29 protein-coding genes are annotated in these 21,212 nt (G+C 37.0%); 15 read left to right on the top strand and 14 right to left on the bottom strand.

Annotated elements, in window-relative coordinates; genetic code table 11:
* Positions 1-99: 99 nt before the first annotated feature.
* The 13 genes from EL097_RS03560 to EL097_RS03495 all read right to left on the bottom strand — a co-directional run bounded on the left by EL097_RS03560 (position 100) and on the right by EL097_RS03495 (position 13,236).
* Entirely contained in the window at positions 100-1,371 is a 1,272-nt protein-coding gene (locus EL097_RS03560; RefSeq protein WP_003045727.1) for a competence/damage-inducible protein A, read from the bottom strand.
* A gap of 116 nt (positions 1,372-1,487) precedes the next feature.
* On the bottom strand, positions 1,488-1,646 hold the full coding sequence (locus EL097_RS11030; RefSeq protein ID WP_223824822.1) for a VOC family protein: 159 nt from the start codon (positions 1,644-1,646) through the stop codon (positions 1,488-1,490).
* Positions 1,647-1,843: 197 nt separating this feature from the next.
* Complete coding sequence (locus tag EL097_RS03550; RefSeq protein WP_003045731.1) at positions 1,844-2,416, bottom strand: DNA-3-methyladenine glycosylase I; 573 nt, start codon at positions 2,414-2,416, stop codon at positions 1,844-1,846.
* Positions 2,417-2,425: 9 nt separating this feature from the next.
* Positions 2,426-3,022: a Holliday junction branch migration protein RuvA gene (ruvA, locus tag EL097_RS03545; RefSeq protein WP_003045733.1), complete on the bottom strand. Its 597-nt coding sequence runs from the start codon at positions 3,020-3,022 to the stop codon at positions 2,426-2,428.
* A complete protein-coding gene (locus tag EL097_RS03540; RefSeq protein WP_003045734.1) occupies positions 3,006-4,244 on the bottom strand; it encodes an MDR family MFS transporter in 1,239 nt (412 codons plus the stop codon). The genes ruvA and EL097_RS03540 overlap by 17 nt, the downstream gene beginning before the upstream one ends.
* Before the next feature lie 10 nt (positions 4,245-4,254).
* Positions 4,255-6,237 carry a DNA mismatch repair endonuclease MutL gene (gene mutL / locus EL097_RS03535; RefSeq protein WP_039994902.1) on the bottom strand — a complete coding sequence of 661 codons (1,983 nt, stop codon included), beginning with the start codon at positions 6,235-6,237 and terminating at the stop codon, positions 4,255-4,257.
* Positions 6,238-6,331: 94 nt separating this feature from the next.
* Positions 6,332-7,477 (bottom strand): tyrosine-type recombinase/integrase, encoded by a 1,146-nt coding sequence (locus tag EL097_RS03530; protein WP_039994903.1) that lies wholly within the window; start codon positions 7,475-7,477, stop codon positions 6,332-6,334.
* A gap of 251 nt (positions 7,478-7,728) precedes the next feature.
* Positions 7,729-8,583, bottom strand: a complete 855-nt coding sequence (gene dinD / locus EL097_RS03525; RefSeq protein ID WP_003045741.1) for a DNA damage-inducible protein D — start codon at positions 8,581-8,583, stop codon at positions 7,729-7,731.
* A gap of 726 nt (positions 8,584-9,309) precedes the next feature.
* Complete coding sequence (locus EL097_RS03515) at positions 9,310-9,561, bottom strand: hypothetical protein (protein WP_003049152.1); 252 nt, start codon at positions 9,559-9,561, stop codon at positions 9,310-9,312.
* Positions 9,562-9,613: 52 nt separating this feature from the next.
* Complete coding sequence (locus EL097_RS03510; protein ID WP_003045746.1) at positions 9,614-10,198, bottom strand: TMEM175 family protein; 585 nt, start codon at positions 10,196-10,198, stop codon at positions 9,614-9,616.
* 64 nt (positions 10,199-10,262) lie between these two features.
* Positions 10,263-10,751, bottom strand: a complete 489-nt coding sequence (locus tag EL097_RS03505; RefSeq protein WP_003045748.1) for a prolyl-tRNA synthetase associated domain-containing protein — start codon at positions 10,749-10,751, stop codon at positions 10,263-10,265.
* Positions 10,752-11,522: 771 nt separating this feature from the next.
* Positions 11,523-12,347 (bottom strand): KilA-N domain-containing protein, encoded by an 825-nt coding sequence (locus EL097_RS03500; RefSeq protein ID WP_003045749.1) that lies wholly within the window; start codon positions 12,345-12,347, stop codon positions 11,523-11,525.
* Positions 12,348-12,444: 97 nt separating this feature from the next.
* On the bottom strand, positions 12,445-13,236 hold the full coding sequence (locus EL097_RS03495; RefSeq protein WP_003045752.1) for a helix-turn-helix domain-containing protein: 792 nt from the start codon (positions 13,234-13,236) through the stop codon (positions 12,445-12,447).
* Between the two features lie 154 nt (positions 13,237-13,390).
* On the opposite strand from EL097_RS03495, the gene EL097_RS03490 reads away from it, so the two are divergent.
* The 15 genes from EL097_RS03490 to EL097_RS03430 all read left to right on the top strand — a co-directional run bounded on the left by EL097_RS03490 (position 13,391) and on the right by EL097_RS03430 (position 20,291).
* The gene (locus EL097_RS03490; protein ID WP_032467166.1) at positions 13,391-13,561 is read left to right on the top strand and encodes a helix-turn-helix transcriptional regulator; all 171 of its coding nucleotides are present in this window, start codon (positions 13,391-13,393) and stop codon (positions 13,559-13,561) included.
* A gap of 54 nt (positions 13,562-13,615) precedes the next feature.
* Entirely contained in the window at positions 13,616-14,023 is a 408-nt protein-coding gene (locus EL097_RS03485) for a hypothetical protein (protein ID WP_002992501.1), read from the top strand.
* 13 nt (positions 14,024-14,036) lie between these two features.
* Complete coding sequence (locus tag EL097_RS03480; RefSeq protein ID WP_003045756.1) at positions 14,037-14,279, top strand: hypothetical protein; 243 nt, start codon at positions 14,037-14,039, stop codon at positions 14,277-14,279.
* Between the two features lie 253 nt (positions 14,280-14,532).
* Positions 14,533-14,715, top strand: a complete 183-nt coding sequence (locus EL097_RS03475; protein ID WP_003045758.1) for a hypothetical protein — start codon at positions 14,533-14,535, stop codon at positions 14,713-14,715.
* 11 nt (positions 14,716-14,726) lie between these two features.
* Positions 14,727-15,059, top strand: coding sequence for a hypothetical protein (locus tag EL097_RS03470; protein WP_003045760.1), 333 nt, complete (start codon positions 14,727-14,729; stop codon positions 15,057-15,059).
* Positions 15,059-15,250, top strand: a complete 192-nt coding sequence (locus EL097_RS03465) for a hypothetical protein (protein ID WP_081587273.1) — start codon at positions 15,059-15,061, stop codon at positions 15,248-15,250. The genes EL097_RS03470 and EL097_RS03465 overlap by 1 nt, the downstream gene beginning before the upstream one ends.
* 11 nt (positions 15,251-15,261) lie before the next feature.
* Positions 15,262-15,591, top strand: a complete 330-nt coding sequence (locus EL097_RS03460; RefSeq protein WP_003045763.1) for a hypothetical protein — start codon at positions 15,262-15,264, stop codon at positions 15,589-15,591.
* 2 nt (positions 15,592-15,593) lie between these two features.
* The gene (locus EL097_RS03455; RefSeq protein WP_003045765.1) at positions 15,594-15,872 is read left to right on the top strand and encodes a hypothetical protein; all 279 of its coding nucleotides are present in this window, start codon (positions 15,594-15,596) and stop codon (positions 15,870-15,872) included.
* Complete coding sequence (locus EL097_RS10560) at positions 15,862-16,014, top strand: hypothetical protein (protein ID WP_003045767.1); 153 nt, start codon at positions 15,862-15,864, stop codon at positions 16,012-16,014. The genes EL097_RS03455 and EL097_RS10560 overlap by 11 nt, the downstream gene beginning before the upstream one ends.
* A gap of 1 nt (position 16,015) precedes the next feature.
* The gene (locus EL097_RS03450; RefSeq protein WP_003045769.1) at positions 16,016-16,873 is read left to right on the top strand and encodes a primase alpha helix C-terminal domain-containing protein; all 858 of its coding nucleotides are present in this window, start codon (positions 16,016-16,018) and stop codon (positions 16,871-16,873) included.
* Positions 16,842-18,530, top strand: coding sequence for a DNA primase family protein (locus tag EL097_RS03445; RefSeq protein ID WP_003045771.1), 1,689 nt, complete (start codon positions 16,842-16,844; stop codon positions 18,528-18,530). The genes EL097_RS03450 and EL097_RS03445 overlap by 32 nt, the downstream gene beginning before the upstream one ends.
* Positions 18,531-18,817: 287 nt before the next feature.
* A complete protein-coding gene (locus EL097_RS03440) occupies positions 18,818-18,991 on the top strand; it encodes a hypothetical protein (protein ID WP_003045773.1) in 174 nt (57 codons plus the stop codon).
* 5 nt (positions 18,992-18,996) lie between these two features.
* Positions 18,997-19,170, top strand: coding sequence for a hypothetical protein (locus tag EL097_RS10555; protein WP_003045775.1), 174 nt, complete (start codon positions 18,997-18,999; stop codon positions 19,168-19,170).
* Position 19,171: 1 nt separating this feature from the next.
* Positions 19,172-19,729, top strand: a complete 558-nt coding sequence (locus tag EL097_RS03435) for a hypothetical protein (RefSeq protein WP_003045777.1) — start codon at positions 19,172-19,174, stop codon at positions 19,727-19,729.
* Positions 19,730-19,802: 73 nt separating this feature from the next.
* Entirely contained in the window at positions 19,803-20,291 is a 489-nt protein-coding gene (locus EL097_RS03430; protein ID WP_003045779.1) for a hypothetical protein, read from the top strand.
* Positions 20,292-20,617: 326 nt separating this feature from the next.
* On the opposite strand, the gene EL097_RS03425 is transcribed toward EL097_RS03430, so the two are convergent.
* Complete coding sequence (locus tag EL097_RS03425) at positions 20,618-21,088, bottom strand: hypothetical protein (protein WP_003045781.1); 471 nt, start codon at positions 21,086-21,088, stop codon at positions 20,618-20,620.
* Between the last annotated feature and the right edge of the window lie 124 nt (positions 21,089-21,212).

Genomic DNA, 21,212 nt, shown 5'->3' with positions numbered 1-21,212 from the left:
TCTCCTCTATTTAGGACTAACCATTAGGCAGCTAGTAACAACTCAACATACAATAACCTGTTTTTTGACTGCTTAATCCCCTAAAGTGCACTGCTATTATTATAGCAAATTTTTAGGTTTTAATAAAGTTTTACGGACCATATTAAAAGCATGTAAAGTCGCAATATGACGCACATCTGAACGGCTCCGTCCCCCAATTAAAACCTTCATTGATTCTACCTTATTTTGAGTGGCAAGGCCAATGAAAACTGTACCTACAGGCTGGTTCTCCAACATATCTGGCCCAGCAACACCTGTTAAACTCACCCCAATATCAGCACCAGTCAATAACCTTGCTTGTCCCGCCATCTTCTCGGCCGTATAAGCACTAACAACTCCATATGATTTCAAATCTTCTAAAGGAATATCTAGCATTTTGGCTTTTTCTTCCATGCTATAAGTCACAAAACCTCCATTGAATACTTGGGAAGCTCCTGAAAAATTCGCCAAAGTTGACTGAAATAATCCCGCGGTTAGACTTTCTGCTGCTGTAATTGTCTTATCATTTTTTATTAAGAGCTCAAATGTCTCACGCGCCAAGGAATTATCCTCTCCATAGCCATAAAGAAAATCTGATAAAGGCTGATTGTCAGGAGTTTTTTGGGATAATAGCTGAGCTTCTAACTGGGCTAGTTTCTTATCTGCTAAAGTCTGGTCCTTAGCTTTTGTTGATAAGCGAAGAGTGACCTCCCCAGTCTTAGCATAAGGCGCAATAGTGGGATCAGTCTGATTTTCAATAAAATCTGATAAAATCGTTACTAATTGACTCTCGCCAATCCCAAAAAAGCGTAAAACCTTCGAATAAAGTTTGCTAGACTGATGCGCCAGAAAAGGTACTAATTCCTGATTAACCATAGGCTTTAGTTCACTAGGAGGACCCGGTAAAACAACGTAAGTCACATCATCAACCGTAATCAAACCACCAACTGCCAACCCTGTCTTATTTTGTAAAGGTCTTGATCCAGCAATAAGTTGTGCCTGCCTCTCATTATTTGGTGTTCGAGATGACTGCTTACGACTGGCAAAAAAGTCATCTAGTTTTTGACTCGCTTGAGCATCAAAAACCAAATCTTTCTTCAAAAATTTTGCTAGGGTTTGCTTGGTTAAATCATCTTCGGTAGGTCCAAGACCACCGCATAAAATGACCAAATCACTCCGTTGACTAGCAATAGCAATCACAGAAAGTAGACGCTCTTCATTATCACCAACTGCTGTCTGGAAATAGACATCAATGCCTAGCTCTGCCATTTTCTCCGACAAAAATTGGGCATTGGTATTCACAATTTGACCAGTCAAAATTTCGGTACCTACTGCAATCAGTTCAGCTTTCATTTCCCCACCTACTTATCTATTCGTAATCTGATTTCATTTTATCAAAAAATCTCCCAATTCACGAAGAATTAGGAGATTATCTGGTTCCTTATTTTCCGTCAATTCAGCAACATTTTCTAGTCTTTCCTAAATTGATAAAAATCAATAGTAATACCTTCTGGCCCTTCCACCCAGACCGAATAGGTTCCCCATGCTGTCTTGACTGGACCATTACTGATGGGAAAACCTGAGGATTTTAAGCGTTCCGCTTCCTTGTCAACAGAGTCAACTTCAATATGAAGAACGACTCCTCACTGAAGGGACTGAATTGGTTTGAGGGGCTGATCTGTTACCATTAAACAATGACTTCCTAGAGTGAACTGTGCAAAATGCTCATCTGCCTAATCCACGGGTAAATTAAGCATTGACGCTAAAGTTTGGCTAGTCTTTGGAACCTCCGAAACAATAAGGTCTGTTTGATTAAGATTCATCATTATCTCCTTTTGGTTGTTATTAAGTTAAAAGCACAGCTTTCTTCATGGTCATTTACCAGACCTGATGCTTGCATAAAAGAATAAACCGTTGTAGGTCCTAAAAATCGAAATCCTCTTGTCTTTAGATCTTTCGCTAAACGAACCGATAAATCTGTTTGAGTAGGAACAGGGTGATCTTGATTGACAAGGTTGTCAAGTGGTTGTCCTCCTACAAAGTCCCATAGATAGGCTGAAAAACTGCCAAATTCTTCTTGAATTTTCTGTACGGCGATAGCGTTGTTGACAGTTGCTGCTAACTTTAATTTGTGTCGGATAATAGATGGATTCTGTAAAGCGTCAGCCATTTCCTCCGAGGTAAAGGCTGCCACCGACGCAATATCATAATGATGAAAAACTGCTCTGAAAGCTTGGCGTTTCTTTAAGACAGTCAGCCAAGACAGACCAGACTGATAGCTTTCTAGGCAAAGCAGCTCAAAGAAATCTCTATCGTTATGCAGGGGCTGACCCCATTCTAAATCATGGTAATCACAATATAATTGATTATCTTCTGGAACCCATGAACAACGTTTCATGTGAAACACCTAGCCTTTCATTAATAGTTTAAGGGCTGATTTGATGTATTGTTCGGCCGTTTCAGAAGTTCCTTCAAAGAAAGCACGAATTTTCTTCAATTCTGTTGCCTTATAACCGAGGGCAAGGAGAGCTTCGATCGCTTCGTCTAGTTGAGGATTACCTGCTGTATGGTTGTTCACTTTGGTCTTACCAGTCTCTTGTGGAGCCTCCACAAATTTGCCAGCTAAGTCAAGCACCATTTGCTGAGCTGTTTTTTTACCAATCTTAGGAAATTTCATCAAGTATTTAATGTCACTGTTATCAATGGCATTAACAAGTCCCTGATTATCATCAACCGCAACGATAGCTAAGGCTGTTGTTGGACCAATACCTGAGACAGAAATTAATTTCAGAAAAACATCTTTTTCGTCTTCTGTGTGAAAGCCAAACAACAAGTGAGCATCCTCACGAATAACTTGATGCAGATAAATAGTTACCAGTTGGTTGACACTATCTGTAAAGCTATAAGGATTGGCTACATTGATAATATAGCCTAGTCCATTGGTTTCAACGACAATGTATTTTGCCGTAATTTTGGTCAACTGACCTTTAATATAATCGTACATATGACACCTTTTTCATTTTTGCAGAAACAACAGTAAAATAAATACCTAGCGCAGCAATAATTACAAATAAGCATTGCACCCCTAAAGGGCCTGTAAAATGGCTCACAGAGACTAGTAGGCTAGCCAAAATAGCACCTAAGGGTTGCGCCATTGACACAAAGCCCGTGTAAGAACCTATTTTAGAATGATCCATCATATTAGCACGTAAGACTTGACTGGCAGGGACAGTTATCATTTCCCCAATGGTTAATAAAACAACTGATAGCCAGATGGCATAGAGCTGCGTCAAGGTAAATGCCAAGAGCATGCCCAGAGTAAATAGTAAAGAACCAATCACAAGTTGAGGTAGTAGTTTCCATTTTTCCGTTAAGTTATTTACTACTGTCATGAAAAGGACAATCAGCAATGTATTGGTAAAAACCATTAATGACAACATTTTAGAACTGGTCACTTGAAAACCTAACACAGTTATTGGCTGAAAATACAGTTTCAAATGGACTGGCACATAGTTATCCATCTGCATCCAGATACTGGCAGAAAAGATGGCGCCTAGGGTAAACAAGACAAAAGCCCGATCATGAAACACTTGACGGTAATTCTGAAAACTAGCCAGCAAGCCTTTACCATGTTCAAAAGAGTCTGTCTCTGGTCTGGTCTCATCAAAATAATAATAAGCAATGCCAAAACAGAACACATTTACCAGCAACAAGGCTACTAACAAGGCTAAAAAGTAGTGGTCATAAAAAAGCCCGGATAGCCCTGCGCCAAACATGACAGCAATATTGATAAACCAATAATTGATAGTGTAAACAAAACGGCGATTACTGTCATCAGTCAAATCAATCAACATAGCTTCGTAGGCAGGTCCATAAAAACTAGAAGCAATTTCTACCAATAAGATACCCGCAAAGGTTAACCAAGGAATAACTGCATTAGGTAAATTAGCTAAAATGGTCAGAAACCAGCCTACTGTTGTCCCTATTGACCCAATCATAATGACTTTCTTTCGACCAAGAGCATCTGATAAATGACCTCCATACAAAGTGCCAATAAATCCTGCCAAACTGGTTGCCGTCATCAAGATGCCTGTCCAAAAAGTACCAAAGTAAGTCGTATAATACATGGCCATAAAGGGAAAAATACTACTGCCTAGAGTAATGGTCACAAAACGGACCAACTGTCTCAGCTGAATTTGCTTAGGTAGGTGTAAAAATTCTTGCATCTCATTCTCTCTAATATTTTCCTAATTCTCGTAGACTAGTGTGATTTTCTTGGATACGACGGAACATTTTTTCCATATCTGCCTTGCTAAAGTTAATCAAAACGGGTCTGCCATGAGGACAGTTATAAGGATTTTGGCATTGCGCTAATTGCAGCAAAAGATTCCTTGCTGAATAATCATCTAAACTGTGATTAGCTTTAATAGACCGTTTACAGCTCATCATAATCGCTAACTCTGCTCGATAAGTTTTGACAGATACCTCATTTGTCAAAAGTAACATATCACACATTTCATAGACACCAGATTCAATCTCTTCTTCTTTCATCCAGATAGGGTGTTCCCTCAGAATGAAAGTATTGTGCCCATAAACTTCCAGAAAGATACCGACTTCATTTAGAAGTGTCATTTTTTCCTGTAAATTAATGAAATCCGAACCAGAAAACTCAAATAAGTAAGGCACTAACAACTGCTGTAAACTACTGTCAACATCGCCAATCTTATCACGATAATATTCATATTTAACCCGCTCTTGGGCAGCGTGTTGGTCAATGATAAATAAACCATCTTTGCCTTGAGCAAAAAGATAAGTCCCATGCATCTGACCAAAATAATCTAATTCAGGAAATGCTGATTTTTCTTCATTTTCCAAGCGATCCAACATTTGAGATAACTTTTGTTTATTTTTTAAGTCAAAGTCAGGATGATCAGGATTCACTAAACTATCTTGGGGACGGCTAGCATGCTTTACTGAAGAAGGTCCTGTGTCTTCTTCTGAGTGAGGTAGCGACTCTGTCTTTTCAACCTTTACACAGTTGTCAACATCGCCGTAATGAAAATCAGTTTCAGGCATTTTTTCCGCGACAGCCGATTCTTTGACAAAAAAGTCATTCTTTTGCGGATCATAGTAAAGTCCCCTAGACTGTAAAGGAAGTTGTGTTTGCTCTGGTTTGGAAAAATGTCGTGTGCTTGATTTGGCTAAATTTTCAAGTGCATCTGGAATTAAGTCTTGTTCCCTAAGGCTTTCAGAAATAGCTGCACTGATTAAAGCCATCAACTCACGCTCTTTTGAAATACGAACCTCTTGCTTTGTGGGGTGGACATTGACATCAGCTAAGTAAGGATCAAGCTGAATAGCAATCACAACAATCGGAAAACGTCCAACCATCAATTTAGAACCATAACCATCTAAGATAGCTCGATTGAGCAAGAAGTTTTTAATGTAGCGTCCATTGATTAAAATTGTCATATAGTTTCGATTAGCACGTGTCAACTCTGGTAAACTGACATATCCAGACACTTCAAAATCCAGATCAGCATTAGAGATAGCAATCATTTTCTTCGCAGTATTCAAGCCGTAAATACCAGCAATAGCTTGGCGCAAATCGCCAGTCCCTGAGGTCTGAGTTAATTGACGACCATCACTAATCAGTGTAAAAGCAACTTCTGGGTGAGCCAAACTCAACCGATTGACCACATCTACAATGTGAGCTAATTCTGCCTGTAAACTTTTCATGTATTTGAGGCGGGCAGGAGTGTTGTAAAAAAGGTTTTCAACCTTAATTTTGGTTCCAATAGGTGTTGAGATTGGTTCAAGCGTCTCAATTTTCCCACCCGTAGCAACGAGAATAGAGCCATGTATAGCTTCTTTTGTTGCAGTTTTTATCGTGATTTTACTAATGGAGGCAACCGACGGTAAAGCTTCTCCTCGAAATCCAAGCGTCCTAATTCGAAAAAGGTCACTCTGACTTTTAATTTTACTGGTGGCATGACGACGCAAACTCAAGGGTAGGTCTTCATGTGACATCCCTTCACCATTGTCTGTAATCTGTATCATTTTAAGACCAGACTCTTCAATTTCAATGGTAATCTGGCTACTTTTAGCATCAATAGCATTCTCAACCAACTCCTTGACAACACTTGCTGGTCTTTCTACAACCTCACCAGCTGCGATTTGGTTGGCGAGAACTTCCGGTAATTCAATAATGTTTGTCATAATTTTGTTTTTAACACTTTCTAAACGTTGATATAACAAGGTTTCATTAGGTTTACACCTCTCAAAATATTAATTTGTGGACTTTTTTGTGGACCTATAAATTATTCATAGCCTTTTCATAATATAAAACGGCTTCTTTTTCTTTGTCCTTAGAAAGATGGCCATAGATATCCAAAGTCATGCTGATATTCGCATGTCCTAAGCGATACTGAAGTTCCTTATAACTAATACCAGCGTTCAGCAATAAACTAGCGTGAGTGTGTCTAAAAGCGTGAAAAGTAAAGCGTTCAATCCCTGCTTCCTTACACCTAGTATCTAAAGCACTTTGTCTAACCGAAGCATTAAAATACTTTCTTGTTGGCGTGGCAAACACTACCTCTGACACACGCGCACCAACTTCATTAAATAATTGTCGCTGTCTCATTTGGTAGAGCTTTAGACTTCTAATGGTCTTTTGGTCAATACTAATCACTCTATTGCCTGACTGGGTTTTAGTTGTACTCAAAAACTTCAAATTTTTATTGTAAGTCTTATTGATAGCTATTGTACCATTTTCTAGGTCAATATCTCCCCATTCCAATGCGCAGGCTTCGCCTATCCTCAAACCAGTGGATAATAAAAGCTGGTAGAGGACTGAATCAAAGTATAGGTTATAGCGCTTGTGTTGGCCGCTTTCTAAACGCTCTAAAAAAGACTTCAAATCAGACGGATTAATAAACTTAACTTTTTTCTTAGCGTTTGGCTTCTTCCTTGGAAGGATAATATCTCTTGCTGGGTTATAATCTATTAGTCCTAGCAATACTCCTTGTTGGAGAACTTTTCGGATGACTGAACGTACCGCAGTATAATTGACGTAATATTTAGATAATCTATTAATCAGCATTTGAATATCACTAGCGGTTATCTTATCAACCTTCATATTGCCCAGAGTTGGCATAATATGTCGATTAAGTCTAGTAACAGTAGCATCATAAGTTTGAGGCTTTACTGTTAACTTATAGGTTTCAAGCCATAAATGACTAAGTTCTTTAAATGTTTTAATCGCAACTCTTCTTTTAATTGTAGATCCATTAGATAGGAAGTCAAGCTGCGCGTGCTTGGCTTTTTGATTAACTTCTTTTCTCGTCCTCCCTGTTATACTTGTCTTTACCCTCTTACCTGTCATTTGGTCAATGCCTAGATAAATACTAGCACGATAAACGATTGTACCATTTTTCTTCTTATGCTCTGTTATTTTCATGATCATAAACCTTTCCATCAGCAGGCAAGCTATTATCAAAAGGGTTTTAGATTAGTTCATATCATGGTATAATAATGGTATCGGGTAAATACCGAAATATTATAAAAGAAAATCATGGTATAATATTAGGCTTTTAAGACCTTGCGAGCGTGGAAAACTTGCGGGGGCTTTTTTGTTTTTTTGGAGGTAAGTTGATAAATTTATATGATTGAGAGTTGAAATAGCTATACGAGGATATTATTGCCTATTTTTTACATATCATCAAAAAGTGAAAGTTGATTATCGTCTGGTTGTTTATCTAGTTGTTTATGTTTCTTTTTCAAATCTTGGATACTCTCTCGAGGTGTAGGGAGATTTTCGGGCATAGTTGTGCCTAGTTTCTGCATTGTTTTTCTGATTGTTCTACCTACGTTAAAGTGTGTATCGTTAGCTAGATTTTCATCGTGTATCTGCCGATTTCTTAACACTTCATCGGTTTGAGTAGCACGGAATAAGTTAGCGGCCAATTCAGCACTACCCATATAATCAAGAATACTTTTCCCTTTTTCTAGTTCTTTTCTATCATGAATATCTTGCATAGACATCCCACCATAAAGGCCTTTATATCCAAAGTTTTGAAACTTGCCGTAGTTAGTGACACCCGACATTTTAGCAGCTTCAGCTAATGATTTATTATGTTCCTTCATCTCTTGGCGAATCGCTAAACGTTTGTGCTCTTCATCGAGTTTGTTGAAATTATCAGCTAGTTCTTGCTGACGGGTTTTAATAGCAAAATATGATTGACCCAGTGCAATGACTTCTTTTCTAGGGTCACCATTTTGGACAATCAAATAGCAGGCATAGCGAGATAGTTTATAATCTTTAATCTCCCTATCTCCTAGAGGGAGCTGTACAATTTTGCTGACCTCAGGAAAATTCATAGCGACGGGGTTTCCAGTGTTTTCACAAGCTATTTTAGCCCGCTCAATAACGTTTAAAAAATTGTCCCATTTAGCATACTCTAAAACAGTTTGTAATTCACGGGCATACCAAAACTCTACACCGTTTTCATCTATGTGTTTAATATTTTCGAAAGCTAATTCGTCATAATGTTGTAATTCGTTCATGCTTTTCCTTTCTATGGTCTAATGGTAAGGTATAAAGAGTTTCAGAGCAAGTTTTGCATATCTAAAAACTAGGTCAAGGTCTACATAGATTCGAGCTCTGGAAAATGATTGCCTTTGGTACTCTGATAGTAGCTATCATGAATAACAAGAACAAATAGAAAAACCGTCCACACTTTAGCCAATCGTGGACGGTTTATAGAAAATATAAACAAATACGGTAAGGCTGCCATCTTAAACGGTGTTACCACAGGAGATTGTTTACGCAATCTCCTTTTTCTATGTCCATTATAGCTTTGTTTGATAAAGAAGTCAAAGGGTATAGTTAGAAAGCATAGTCTTTAGCGCTCTTAGCATTCCTTAGCGTTACCAAAATGAATAAAAATAATTTTATGCATATTTTTATAACACTTTATGCAACTACTCAATAAATAGTCTAATAGATTTTACCTGTAACACTTTCGTTGATAAACAAATAACATGATAATCTGTATCAGAAACTTTAGAAATACAAATGATTCTAAATTCTCGTTAAAAGCATAGTTTAATGATTATTAGAATAGCAATCCCTAAAGCAGCTTTAAAAACACCGTGTTTAATAATGTCATTACGTTTTTTTAAGTTTCCGATAATAAGAGAGATTACTCCCGTTACGGTTAAAGCCAAGCTTAGGGTAAAAAAGATTAAAGTGATCAAACGATGTATTACTCCCTTCGTGATAGTTGCGGCTTAGTATGGGATAACAATTGGATGATAGTAAAAATAGATAGTTACTGCTAAGGAAACTAACGATATTCCAAGTGCAATCCACGATAAATCTTTCCTACTTTGCTGGTTATAAAAAAAGCTTAAGATTGCTAGAATAATGGCTATTATAGAGAGGTAAGTATGTCCATAAGAAATAAATATTAAGAAGTTATCTAACAAAGAGATAATACTTATAATAAGACTAATGACAGGCAATAATTTATTTTCTTTCATAATCTGTTCCTTTCTCGATAAACTCATTTTAAGAATACTCAATAAAGTTTTCCTATCTGCTCTCATCCTCTAAAACTTTAACCACTCTTTTATCTGGAATAAACCATATAAGAGCAACAGACAGATAACCTAACTCTGATACAACCACTGAATAGAAGGCAATAATTGCAGAAAAAATGTATATAGCTAAAGATATTTTTCCTTTTATATCTGAGCCCAATGCCTCTTTTAAAAGCGATGGTTTAGGGCTTAGTTTAATAACTTGTGATTGTAAAATGAAATAAGAAATAGCTGTACCTAGCAACGTTATACCATAAATAAATACAGGCAAAGAGCTAGTGTGAAAACGACTAACCCATTCTGTAGCCCAAGGAATCAGCGAAATAAAAAATAACCACAAATTGTTAAACCATAGGGTTTTACCATCGATTATTTTCACTAGTTTCATTAAGTGATGGTGGTTATTCCAATATATTGCAACATAAACAAAGCTTAAAACATAAGCTAGTAGGCTAGGTACAACTTTTAGCAAAGCTTTTAAAGAATCCGCTTCTGGAGCTTTTAAAGATAGGACCATAATAGTAATAATGATAGCTAAAACACCATCACTGAATGCTTCTAATCTTGAACTTGACATATTTGTGTCCTTTGCAAAAAATATATAAATATTTTGTGAAGTAAATTATTATAATTCATACAGACTATAACTCAATGATATTAACTTCATATCCGAGATGCTTTAAGAAAGAAAATAGGTCTTTGGTATTGATAAAGATAGTCCTATCGTTAGTATTAGGGTGAAAACTCATTCTTTCTTCTGTGACGATTTCTTGGTCAAAATAAACAAGAATATCTTTATCTTGATTATTGATTAACCCAAAGGGCGAAACCACGCCAGGAGGTAAAAGCATTTTCTGATATAGACTGTCCGCAGAAGCCATTCGAATACGATTAACACCAACCAATTCTTTAAAGTTTTCCATGTCTAGCATCTTTTGGTCATCCATTATCAGCAAGTAATATTGCGTCTTTTTCTTGTTAGTCAAGAACATTGTTTTTGTTCTTACTCCCTCAATACCTTCAATAAAACTGTCAGCTTGTTCTGTGGTCAAAGCTGGTTCATGCTCGACCAGCTCATAAGAGATATTCAATTTCTTTAATTCAGCAATAACATTTTTAAAAGTACTCATAATAAAACTCCTTACTTATAAATTTTTTAATTGCCGCCGACAAAAAGTTCAGAAAAGTTCAGATTATGCCCCAATTTTTGCTAAGTTTTGAGGGTCTTGTAATTAAAGAAAATTAAAGACATATCAAGGAGTTTGGCCGTAGGTAAAGATAAAAAACTTGGCATTTAGACATGAAATTTGAACAGGTCATAAAATGAGCGGTAACGGTAAGGTACACCACCCTACATTTTCATATATGTTACTTACGGATAAGAAGGTATAGTGAGTAACAGACCAAGATAACCACAAGGATAAGCGATACAATAGCTATCATCGTTATATCAATCATTTTAATTCCTTTCTAACATCAGTAAGCAAGTATGGGGATTTATGTTTTATTGCGACAGTAGCCAAAGAATTTCCAAATATTGGAAAATGTTGGCACGTACTGACATATTACGTCAACCTATTTCAATAGTTCTAAAACGCTCGGTAAATTCACTTAAAGAACTTGAAAAACTTGATATATCGGTCGTTTATTAATTTACTTTTCCGTTGTGACAGCTTCTAAAATCAGTTGGCATTTTTAGCGTATAGTATTCAGAAAATCGGACTTTTCGGCTGTCTTAAAGAGCAAAATGCGAGTCCTTAAAGGTAAAGTGAACAAAATTAGCGAAAAATCGCGGCATTTGGCGCGTGGGTATCAGATAGTCATGATTTAGATGTAAAACTCCCAATAACTTCTCCGATAATCCTGAAGTCGCGCCGACCAAAGTTGAGCGCGGGGCTTTTTTATTTGTTATCTAATTTTTTCAATTCTTGAAGAGCTTTTTGATTATTGTTAACAAGGGTTTGATATTGTTCTTTAGCTATTCGGTTTAGTTCTTTTAGTCGAGTTGGGCTATCAATCCCAGATTTTATCATTTCAGAATTGAGTAATTGGATGTTATTGATAACCAGTAGTTCTTCAATACTAGCGTTATCTCTTAGATTCCCTTCTTTATTTGGAAATTGTTTTTGAAATTGCTTGGCAGTCATCCCGAAGACAGCGACATTCACAAGGTCTGCTTCATTGGCATAAGCGTAACGTTGTTGGGCTGGTGTGATGGTTGGAACAATGTGTTCTTTAACAGCATCAGTTTGAAAACCGTAATTGAGTTTAGATAGGTAGCGATTGGCTCTCCACTCAATTTGATTCTTATAAGCTTCCTCTTGCTTTAGTCTTTGGTAGTCTTGTATGATGTAGAGTTTGAACTCTGGGGAAATCCAAGAAGCAAACTCAAAAGCAATATCGGAATGAGCATAAGTGCCCCCACCACGTCCTGAACGTGAGGTGATACCGACAGCATTCATTCGTTCAATCCATTGTTTTGGAGTAATAATTAGTCGACCAGGCTCACTTCTAAACGATTGGAATTCCAATCGTTTAAAATTGGGATTATTTAGTACCTCCCACGCTGCCAAAAAGTCAATCGTAGCGTAAGAACTAAGCCAGTTAGTGACTACCATTCTAGGGTCTTCACTATTTTTATATCTTGCTATATCAGTTAAGCTGACATAGTCAGTATTATTTGCTAATAGTGTAATTTCACTCCCGTTTGCCGTAATTTTTACCATATCTTACATTCCTTTCTAACAGTAGCTTTTTTGACTAAAGCTATGGTTGGGGCATGTTGCGCCTAATAATCAGTTTAAAAATCCATCTGGAGCATGATCAGTCTTTTAATCGACTAATCATAAGTGAGTAGTCTTTCTTAGCAAACTCAAAAACTTGTTTAGAAATTTTTTGCTTAAATTTGTCTAGAATTTCTTTTTTGAAAAAGCTGTTATATCTTGGTTGTTCAATTTTTTCTAATCCTTCAAAAACTATTTTTTCTAAATGATTATGAACAATCACAAAGTCTATTTCTAATAGTGTGCTGTATTTAATTTGTACTTTGTCTATATCTTCTTCAGTCTCAAAGTCATTAAAAACTATTTCTAAATTTGTGAAAGAAGATAAAGTGAGCCCTTCGTTTTTAGGATCTTCATTTTTTATAGAATAGGTTGGTATAGCATTGATTTTATAAAACGAATCTGAAGAGATTTCAAATACTTTTTTATTCATCAATAACCTATCCAGTGCAAAACTTATATAATTAGAAATATCAACATAAGGTAGTTTGAAATCAGAAAAGTATCCATACCTACTTATGATATCGTCATTAACTTGTTTGGATAATTCGTGAAGGTCTATATCATCGAAATTATACAGCCAAGCTGCATTTCTTAATTCATCGAAAATTCTATCTTCATAGTTACCATATAGAAGTTCAACCACTTCTTTGTTGCCTAAATCAGCAATCTTTTTTAAATTTTCTTTATTAGGCAAGTTACGCCCTTTTTCCCAATTATTAACTGTCCCCTTTGATGTGTTAAACCTTGATCCGAATTGTTCCATTGATTCGCCCAACGAAAGTCGTATCTTCTTAACTCTTTCGCCGACTTGAGCATTATGGGTTTTCATAAGGAAACCTCCTTTTTAGTATATAATAACGCATTTTTTTTTAAAAGTAAATAAAAGTATTGACAAAATGAAAACAAGCAGTTATACTCGAATGGTATTCAAAAGTAAAGGAGGTGTGGATTTGAAAAAAAATAAAGTTAGAGGTTATAGAAATATGCTTGGGTTTACTCAGGAAGAATTAGGTAACAAGCTAGGAATTACCAAACAAAGCTATCACAATAAAGAAGTTGGAAAAAATTCTTTTAAAGATAGTGAGAAGTTGGTGTTTAAAGAACTATTACTACCTTTATTTCCTGATATAACTTTAGAAGATATATTTTTTTGATAAAAAGTATTCAAAAGTAAAGTTTTGAATTTGAGAAAGGCAGGCAAATAAAAAATGGCTAGAACACCATTTACACAAGAATTATTACATCAGATATTTGACGATACAGGAACAATGAGCCTAGAGCTGATTGCTGAACGGCTTCCCGATTGGTCTGAAAAAGACATCAAGCTTAGGCTGGCAGCTTGGCGGTATCGAAATAACATTGATTACACCATGGCAAACGGTGAAATTGATACCTTTGAAATTATCAATAACAGAAAAGCCATATCCGAAGAAGTTTCCGCAGGAAGGCAACTTAAGCTTGAAGAGTATTTCAAGCAAGTACAGGCAACGGCTGAAATTATTAATAAACCGACTGCTAGCGACACCAATCGTTTAAAGGCCATTCAATTACAACAAGTGGCTATGGATGAAATTCCTGATCAGTATTTTAAAGAACTAACGGAACTCTATGGATAAAGGAGAAAATACTATGAAAGCAACAACTTACAAAGAGTTAAAGAAATGGATTGATGAAGGTGTTGATTTTGCTGAACTAGCACAGGGTTACGCTGATAAAGTACCTAGTGTGGATCGTGAACAATTTGAAGCAGTCACACAGGAAATTTTCAACGTATTGGAAGGCGTATCGCTTATGCTTGATGACAAAGTGCTAATCTATGATCGCAAAGCAGAGCAAAAGCGTTTGAATGACATTGAACAAGGTAATTATTAATCAATAACCCAGAACAACAAAAAAGGCTTTGACAGCGACCAAACTTCCAAGCCTTTAACTAGTATAACTAAACTCAATTAATAAAGCAGGCAAGCTATTATTAAAGGGGTTTTATGTCTTAAATTATAGCACATTGAAGCTATTTTGACCATACGTAGGGCGCTACCCCTTAAAACTAGCATGAATCTAGTATAAGAAACAAGCAATCAATAAGAATACTACACAAAAAATAAGAATTAGTAAGGAGAATAAAATGACATCAGTTAGAACCGCACAATTACTTAACAATGGTTTAAGATTGGTTGGTCAAGACCTAAAAGACGTCTTATCAGCTCTAGCCAATAGCATCAATCCAAGTATTGAAAAACAGATTTTATACATCATGATAGATAGAGCTAATACTGGCGAATGGTTGGCAAATGTAGGCAAAAAATGAGGTAAGACATAATGGAATATAGAGTAGAAACACATCCTTTTTCAAAAGATAGATACACTCCCGAACAGCGAGAAATGTTCAAAAAACGCCAACTCAGCAAAGATAAAGCTGAAGCCTATTTCGCTCGACTATATAACCAACATATCGCATGGGTGATTATTGCTAACGTTATGGCAGAATACATCAATAAATTCAGAAAAAGTGCCACCAGCTTTGAAGAAGCATGGGAAGCTTTAGACTATCAACAAACCACAGAGATTGTCTTTAGAGCCGTTAACGGTTTACCTTGTTCAGAGAAAGACACTGGGGAACTTGAAAATTATTTAAGTGAGGTATCGGCATGATGCAAGAACTTAATCTCACCCCAATACAGACACTTATTTTATTCATTGTTTTAGGCCTCTTAGGGCTTCTTCTTAGCCGTTCTAAGCCATTAATAGAGATTGACTTACCAGAAGATACCCAATTACCTAAACCACGTCAGAACGCAAATTATGGGGCTTATATTCAATCACAGAACCATTATTACAATTAGGGAGGAACTGAATGACACTACCAGAAAATTATAGACGTGTCCTTAATCTGATTAAGGTGGGGGCAGACAACCCCATTACAGGAGCAGAGATTGGCTTAATACTGAAACTTGAAGAACGCTCCGTCCAAAGTATCATCAGTAGCTTAATCACGCGCTATAACGTCCCTATTATCGGCATTAGGCACGGATTCAATCGTGGTTACTTTATTCCAGCTAACAAAGAAGAATTGCTAGACGGTGCTAAAGCCTTTTATAACCAAGTACAAAAGGAACAGGAACGCCTAAGTGTGTTATTGAATGCCGATTTAACCAGTTATAAGGAATTACTCAAAGGAGGTTAGGCATGAGCTTATTTAGTCAAGATTATGAAGCAAAACTCTTAGAACAAAACCTGACCGCGTTTAATCGCTTTTTGGAAGCCTACCAGAAACCTAAACCAAGAGTTTTAGGGTTGATCACGGCTGAACAAGTCAAAGAGGAATTAAGTATCAAAGGCAAAACTCTAAAACGGTGGGAAAAAGCTGGTTTAAGACGATACCAACCACCACTAGAAGACACCAGGAAACATTATTACAAGGTCAGTGATATTCTTATCTTTTTGGGGGTGGAAAATGGCAGGTAGTTTCAGACAACACCATCCAGCTTTTGACAACATGTTACTAGCTGATGACCGCATTTATAAAAACAGACGCCCAACCATTGAGCAAAACAAGGAACAGCAACATTTGAAAAAGCTGAAGAAAAAACGTAGAAAGGGGCAATGATATGGCTATTTATGAAGCGAGAGGCTTTAGCTCTTATTTGTACCCCTACAAAGGACCTTTAGAACCATTTGACTATATTGCTCAGTTTAAACCTTTGAAACCGCCTGAGGATATTGATATTGAAGAATACAAGCGAACACAAGCTCCCTACTGCCTAAGCGGCAAGGTCACAGCAGAGAAAAACGGGAGCTATAAGCGCAATAATGCTAGTTTAGTCTATCGTGATTTGATTTTTCTTGACTATGACGAGATAGAAACAGGCGTCAACCTACCTAAAATCGTTTCTCAGACACTTTGGGAGTATAGTTATATTATTTATCCAACGATTAAACACACCCCCGAGAAGCCCCGCTATCGCCTTGTCGTGAAGCCTAGTGACGTGATGACTGAAGCTGCTTATAAACAAGTGGTCAAGGAGATAGCCGATAAGATTGGACTACCGTTTGATTTAGGCAGTCTTACCTGGTCGCAATTACAAGGCTTACCCGTTACAACAGGCGCCCCAGAAGACTATCAGCGCTCTGTAAACCGTGGTCTTGATTATCCTGTCCCTAAAAACGGTAGCACACCAAACAGACAGGTTGTTACTACTTACACGCCACGCCCTAGAAGTCAGCGTTCTATTACCATGAGGGTCATAGATACCCTGTTTAATGGCTTTGGAGATGAAGGTGGGCGTAACGTGGCCTTAACTAGATTTGTTGGCTTGCTATTTAATAAATGGGTTGATTGTGATTTAGAGACGGCTTATGAGCTGGTACAAATAGCCAACAGCGTGACAACCAAGCCACTACCTATTGATGAGATAGATAGGACGTTTACCAGCATTGCCAAAGCAGAATACAGAAAGAGAGGGTAGAACCATAGAGCAAGAAGATTTGAAAAACTTAGAAAATGAAATCACTGAAGCGCGTGAGAATGGAGATAAATATTTCAGCACTTTCAAAGGTGTTAGGGGTCAGCTTATCAAGGAATGTCAAGAGATGAAAGATGAAGCTTTCAAGATTGCCTATGATGGCGTTATGGCTGATAGCAAGCACCTTGAGAACGTAAAAGCGGGTAGATTGACCGAGGTACAACATGAAGAATTAGCTAAAGAAAAAGGACAAGAAGCCAGTGAAAAGGCTTTACCTAAAACACCTTTGGGCGTGGCTATTATGCTTAAACACTATCTCCGCTTTATTCGAGTTAAACCTGAAGCTCAAGGACAAAAAGCCCCACTTTACTTTTTTCATCCTGATCACGGGGTTTGGCTAGAAGATAATGAGTTTTTACAAGATCTTATTTCAGTTATTTTCCCAAACGCAACTGAAAAACAAGCTTTTGATACACTTTACAAAATTGCTAGGCAAAGTCAACTGAAGGAGATTCAAAGAGAATATACAGTTATCGGAAATCGGCTCTACAATTATAAAACTGGTCGATTTGAAGAATTAACTCCAGATATAACCGTCACGCGCAAAATTAAGACAAGTTACAACAAGAAAGCCAAAGAACCGACAATAAAGGGATGGAAACCCACTACTTGGCTCTTAGAGTTGTTTGACGGTGACACCGAACTTTATAACCTTGCTATTCAGATTATTAAAGCTAGTATCACAGGGCAATCATTGCAGAAAATCTTCTGGTTATTTGGTGAAGGTGGAACAGGAAAAGGGACTTTTCAGCAATTACTCATTAATTTAGTGGGTATGGATAACGTAGCAAGCCTTAAAATAACAGAGCTAGCAAAAAGCCGCTTTACTACATCTATACTTTTAGGAAAATCCATTGTAATTGGTGATGATATTCAAAAAGACGCGGTTATCAAAGATACGTCTGATATATTTAGTTTAGCCACGGGTGACATTATGACGATTGAGGACAAGGGGAAACGCCCGTATAGTATCCGTTTAAACATGACTGTGGTACAATCTTCCAACGGTTTACCACGAATGAACGGTGATAAGTCCGCCATTGATAGACGCTTTAGAATCTTACCTTTTACCAAAGTATTTAAAGGAAAGCCCAACAAAGCTATCAGAAATGATTATATTAATCGCAAAGAAGTTCTTGAGTACTTACTTAAGCTAGCGATTGAAACCCCAATCACTGACATTAATCCAAAAACATCTATTGAGATACTAGAAGAACACCATAAAGAGATGAACCCAGTTATTGACTTCGTTTCTAAGTTCTTCACGGATGAGCTCACCAGCGAATTTATTCCTAATAGCTTTGTCTATCATGTTTGGAAAGGCTTTTTAGAATACTATGACATCAAACAAATAAAATCAGAAAGAGGGTTACATAAAGAAATCAAAAGCAATCTACCTGAAGGGTTTGAAGCAGGCCAGAAGGTCATACCAGTAGGTCGACAGCTCCATACAGGTTTTTATCCTAAAGAAGATCTACCCCCGTTTGCTAGCGCATCTTACGCTAACGGTAGAGCATCACCCGAAAAACAGAAAAAGCCAAAGAATGAACGTGGGTACTATAATCATTGGCCAGCACACAAAAATCAAAAGAAAACTTAGCCATTTTATACGTTTTAGCATTTAAAAAATTAAACGTATAAAGAAATAGCCCAGTCATATCAAGGGGTTTATACGTTTATCACGTTTAACACGTTATTTTAAAATTTTCCGGTATAGAGTATTAATAAAATAGCCCCTTATAAATCCTTATATATACTTTTTTAATTTAACGTATAAAATGTATAAAACGTATAAAAAGAGACCTAAACCCTTGATACGACTGACTTTAAATTTTATACGTTTGAAAAACCAAACGTATAAAACGTATAAAATTCGGAGGTTATATAATGAAAATCAAACTATTTTATCAAAAACACAATGAATCACTAGATGATTTTGAATATCGGGTCAATCAATTTACCTTATCGGTATCTGTGATAGACATCAAATTTTCAGAAGCAACTTATGGCAATTATGAAGATATGAGTACCACAACTTCTTTATTGGTCTTGTACAGGTAACTGGTATGAAACTAAAATTACACACACGAGGTGGTAACACCATCACCATTCAAGGTGACCGCACCCTTTATAATGAGTTGGTCAAATATCTTTTATCTGGCAAACAACCAAACTGGGTAGCATCTCCTTCTGCCATCATCAATTTATCAGACATTATAGCAATCACAAAGGAGAAATAATATGAGAACATTTTCAGACACACCAAAAACATTCACCTTCCACTACACGTTTAAAGACTTTGACACCGCACAAGTGGCTTGTCATGCTATTTTAGGCTATATGACTGGAACCTATGAGCAACCAGTGATTGACGCAACTTATCACAATGATGACCAAGGTGGTTATGCTAATCAGTTAGTCTTAGAATATGCCGAAGACAGAAAGTTAAGCAAGGTCTTCAAGCGTATCTGTGACAGCTTCAAGGACTATTACAACCAACCTGAGGATATGACGGATGGAGAACTTGATGACATGGCTCAAGAAAACGAATTAATCAAGGAAGTTGAAGAACTTGATGATCAGCGCGTGGTTTCTTTATCTAAAAGTACCCAAGAGAAAGTTAACGATCGAGACACATTTATGACTTTCATTTCAGACCACAACCAACTGGCTGAACACCTCTCTATGAATTATAAAGAGATGACGCCAGAAGACTTAGGGGCCATCCTTGAGTCTATCAGTCAAGCCTTTAACCAGTTGTATGATATGGTTGTTGAAGGTCAGTTACTCGTTAAATAAACAATCAGAGGGTTTTCCCTCTTTTTGTCGTTTTATCAATAGTTTTGGGTTGTGTGAGTGTTAAGGAGAAAGAATGTTAGAACTAGCTATTGAGAGTATCATTAAACCAATGAAGACACAGGAGAAGACTAGAGTTACAGGAACAATAAATGGCCAAGCTATCCGTATAGACCTAGATGGGCTAATCGTTCATTATGAGGGGCAAGAGCTCTTACTTGAAACGATACCAGGAACTTATGGTGGTAAACGTTACTTCTTCTTGTGTCCTGACTGTGAGAGACGTTGCCGGAAGTTATTTAAGGCTTCTCATGATTTTGCTTGTGGTTCTTGTCAGAAGGTTCATCAAGCCACACTCAATCGAAGCAAGACAGATTGTCAATACTATTGGCGATTAGCCTTTAAAGAGTGTTTGAAAGTAGATCCAAAAGCCAAACACAAACATGGTTATTATAGTCATGATGACTTTCCTAAGCGTCCAAAATACATGAGAATAGCTAAATACTTGTATCATTGGAAGAGATTCCATTACTATATGGATAAGGGAGACAGGCACTGGCTATAATATTCGGAAACTCCCCCCTTCATTTTTGAACGGGGCTACATCGTTCGGAAAACAAAGAACGCGCCCTTTTCCGTGCAAAAAATTCCCTTTTTGACATTTTTGACGAAGATTAAAAAGCTTGATAGGAAAGGATTTGACCTTTCAATTTAGCTAGGAAACCTACCACAAAGAAGACCCCCCTCAGACTAAAAAAAGCATGGTTTTAACGCTTCTGTCTGCTAAGTTGACGAATTTATATTACCAACTCTAAAAAGCGCTTAGAAACGATTTTAGAGCGCAAAAAAAGACTGAGCTATTAGCTCAATCTTGAGGGCTAGAGAGTAAAATTAATAAAAGTAAGAAGTCACCAAATACCATACATTTCTTAATGTTGACCAGATATAGTGATTATCATCCCACCCATTACGGTATCCTAATACATAGGCATCGTTGTATCCATTTTTATACCAGCTTTCATCATAAAAAGATGGTATATCTTGTGGCTCAGGAATATCTGAAGATGGGGTTTCTGGTGCGCCGGGCTTCTGACCGTCTTGATAGCCAGCATCATAGCCATCGTCTCGCCCTTTAAAATACGGATCTTGAGTGCTACCTAAAATACGCTCTTCACCATTTTCCGCAACCTCAATTACTTCGACTACACCATTATTACCAGTCTGAGTGACTAAACGCATAGCCTGATCCCCTGACTCACTCATTTCTTCCGCACTAACAGGCTTAGCCATTAACAAACTTGCGCCTAACATAGCAACAGATAGGTAACCAATACCTAAAAGTGATTTCTTTTTTGTTGTCATAATTATATATACCTCTTATTTTATTTTTCTGTCTCGATAGTTTACACCACTTCTACGAAGTTTTTAATTATAACCATCTATATCTATAATTTAAAGTTCATAAAAACACCATTATTTAAATTTA

The organism is Streptococcus canis (assembly GCF_900636575.1).
GTDB lineage: Bacteria > Bacillota > Bacilli > Lactobacillales > Streptococcaceae > Streptococcus > Streptococcus canis.
This window is presented reverse-complemented; position numbering and strand designations above follow the sequence as displayed.

Excerpts from the sequence above, each read along its gene's own strand:
- EL097_RS03560 (WP_003045727.1), bottom strand. The coding sequence starts at position 1,371 with ATGAAAGCTGAACTGATTGCAGTAGGTACCGAAATTTTGACTGGTCAA.
- EL097_RS03550 (WP_003045731.1), bottom strand. The coding sequence starts at position 2,416 with ATGAAACGTTGTTCATGGGTTCCAGAAGATAATCAATTATATTGTGAT.
- ruvA (WP_003045733.1), bottom strand. The coding sequence starts at position 3,022 with ATGTACGATTATATTAAAGGTCAGTTGACCAAAATTACGGCAAAATAC.
- EL097_RS03540 (WP_003045734.1), bottom strand. The coding sequence starts at position 4,244 with ATGCAAGAATTTTTACACCTACCTAAGCAAATTCAGCTGAGACAGTTG.
- mutL (WP_039994902.1), bottom strand. The coding sequence starts at position 6,237 with ATGACAAACATTATTGAATTACCGGAAGTTCTCGCCAACCAAATCGCA.
- EL097_RS03530 (WP_039994903.1), bottom strand. The coding sequence starts at position 7,477 with ATGAAAATAACAGAGCATAAGAAGAAAAATGGTACAATCGTTTATCGT.
- dinD (WP_003045741.1), bottom strand. The coding sequence starts at position 8,583 with ATGAACGAATTACAACATTATGACGAATTAGCTTTCGAAAATATTAAA.
- EL097_RS03515 (WP_003049152.1), bottom strand. The coding sequence starts at position 9,561 with ATGAAAGAAAATAAATTATTGCCTGTCATTAGTCTTATTATAAGTATT.
- EL097_RS03510 (WP_003045746.1), bottom strand. The coding sequence starts at position 10,198 with ATGTCAAGTTCAAGATTAGAAGCATTCAGTGATGGTGTTTTAGCTATC.
- EL097_RS03505 (WP_003045748.1), bottom strand. The coding sequence starts at position 10,751 with ATGAGTACTTTTAAAAATGTTATTGCTGAATTAAAGAAATTGAATATC.
- EL097_RS03500 (WP_003045749.1), bottom strand. The coding sequence starts at position 12,347 with ATGGTAAAAATTACGGCAAACGGGAGTGAAATTACACTATTAGCAAAT.
- EL097_RS03495 (WP_003045752.1), bottom strand. The coding sequence starts at position 13,236 with ATGAAAACCCATAATGCTCAAGTCGGCGAAAGAGTTAAGAAGATACGA.
- EL097_RS03490 (WP_032467166.1), top strand. The coding sequence starts at position 13,391 with ATGCTTGGGTTTACTCAGGAAGAATTAGGTAACAAGCTAGGAATTACC.
- EL097_RS03485 (WP_002992501.1), top strand. The coding sequence starts at position 13,616 with ATGGCTAGAACACCATTTACACAAGAATTATTACATCAGATATTTGAC.
- EL097_RS03480 (WP_003045756.1), top strand. The coding sequence starts at position 14,037 with ATGAAAGCAACAACTTACAAAGAGTTAAAGAAATGGATTGATGAAGGT.
- EL097_RS03475 (WP_003045758.1), top strand. The coding sequence starts at position 14,533 with ATGACATCAGTTAGAACCGCACAATTACTTAACAATGGTTTAAGATTG.
- EL097_RS03470 (WP_003045760.1), top strand. The coding sequence starts at position 14,727 with ATGGAATATAGAGTAGAAACACATCCTTTTTCAAAAGATAGATACACT.
- EL097_RS03465 (WP_081587273.1), top strand. The coding sequence starts at position 15,059 with ATGCAAGAACTTAATCTCACCCCAATACAGACACTTATTTTATTCATT.
- EL097_RS03460 (WP_003045763.1), top strand. The coding sequence starts at position 15,262 with ATGACACTACCAGAAAATTATAGACGTGTCCTTAATCTGATTAAGGTG.
- EL097_RS03455 (WP_003045765.1), top strand. The coding sequence starts at position 15,594 with ATGAGCTTATTTAGTCAAGATTATGAAGCAAAACTCTTAGAACAAAAC.
- EL097_RS10560 (WP_003045767.1), top strand. The coding sequence starts at position 15,862 with ATGGCAGGTAGTTTCAGACAACACCATCCAGCTTTTGACAACATGTTA.
- EL097_RS03450 (WP_003045769.1), top strand. The coding sequence starts at position 16,016 with ATGGCTATTTATGAAGCGAGAGGCTTTAGCTCTTATTTGTACCCCTAC.
- EL097_RS03440 (WP_003045773.1), top strand. The coding sequence starts at position 18,818 with ATGAAAATCAAACTATTTTATCAAAAACACAATGAATCACTAGATGAT.
- EL097_RS10555 (WP_003045775.1), top strand. The coding sequence starts at position 18,997 with ATGAAACTAAAATTACACACACGAGGTGGTAACACCATCACCATTCAA.
- EL097_RS03435 (WP_003045777.1), top strand. The coding sequence starts at position 19,172 with ATGAGAACATTTTCAGACACACCAAAAACATTCACCTTCCACTACACG.
- EL097_RS03430 (WP_003045779.1), top strand. The coding sequence starts at position 19,803 with ATGTTAGAACTAGCTATTGAGAGTATCATTAAACCAATGAAGACACAG.
- EL097_RS03425 (WP_003045781.1), bottom strand. The coding sequence starts at position 21,088 with ATGACAACAAAAAAGAAATCACTTTTAGGTATTGGTTACCTATCTGTT.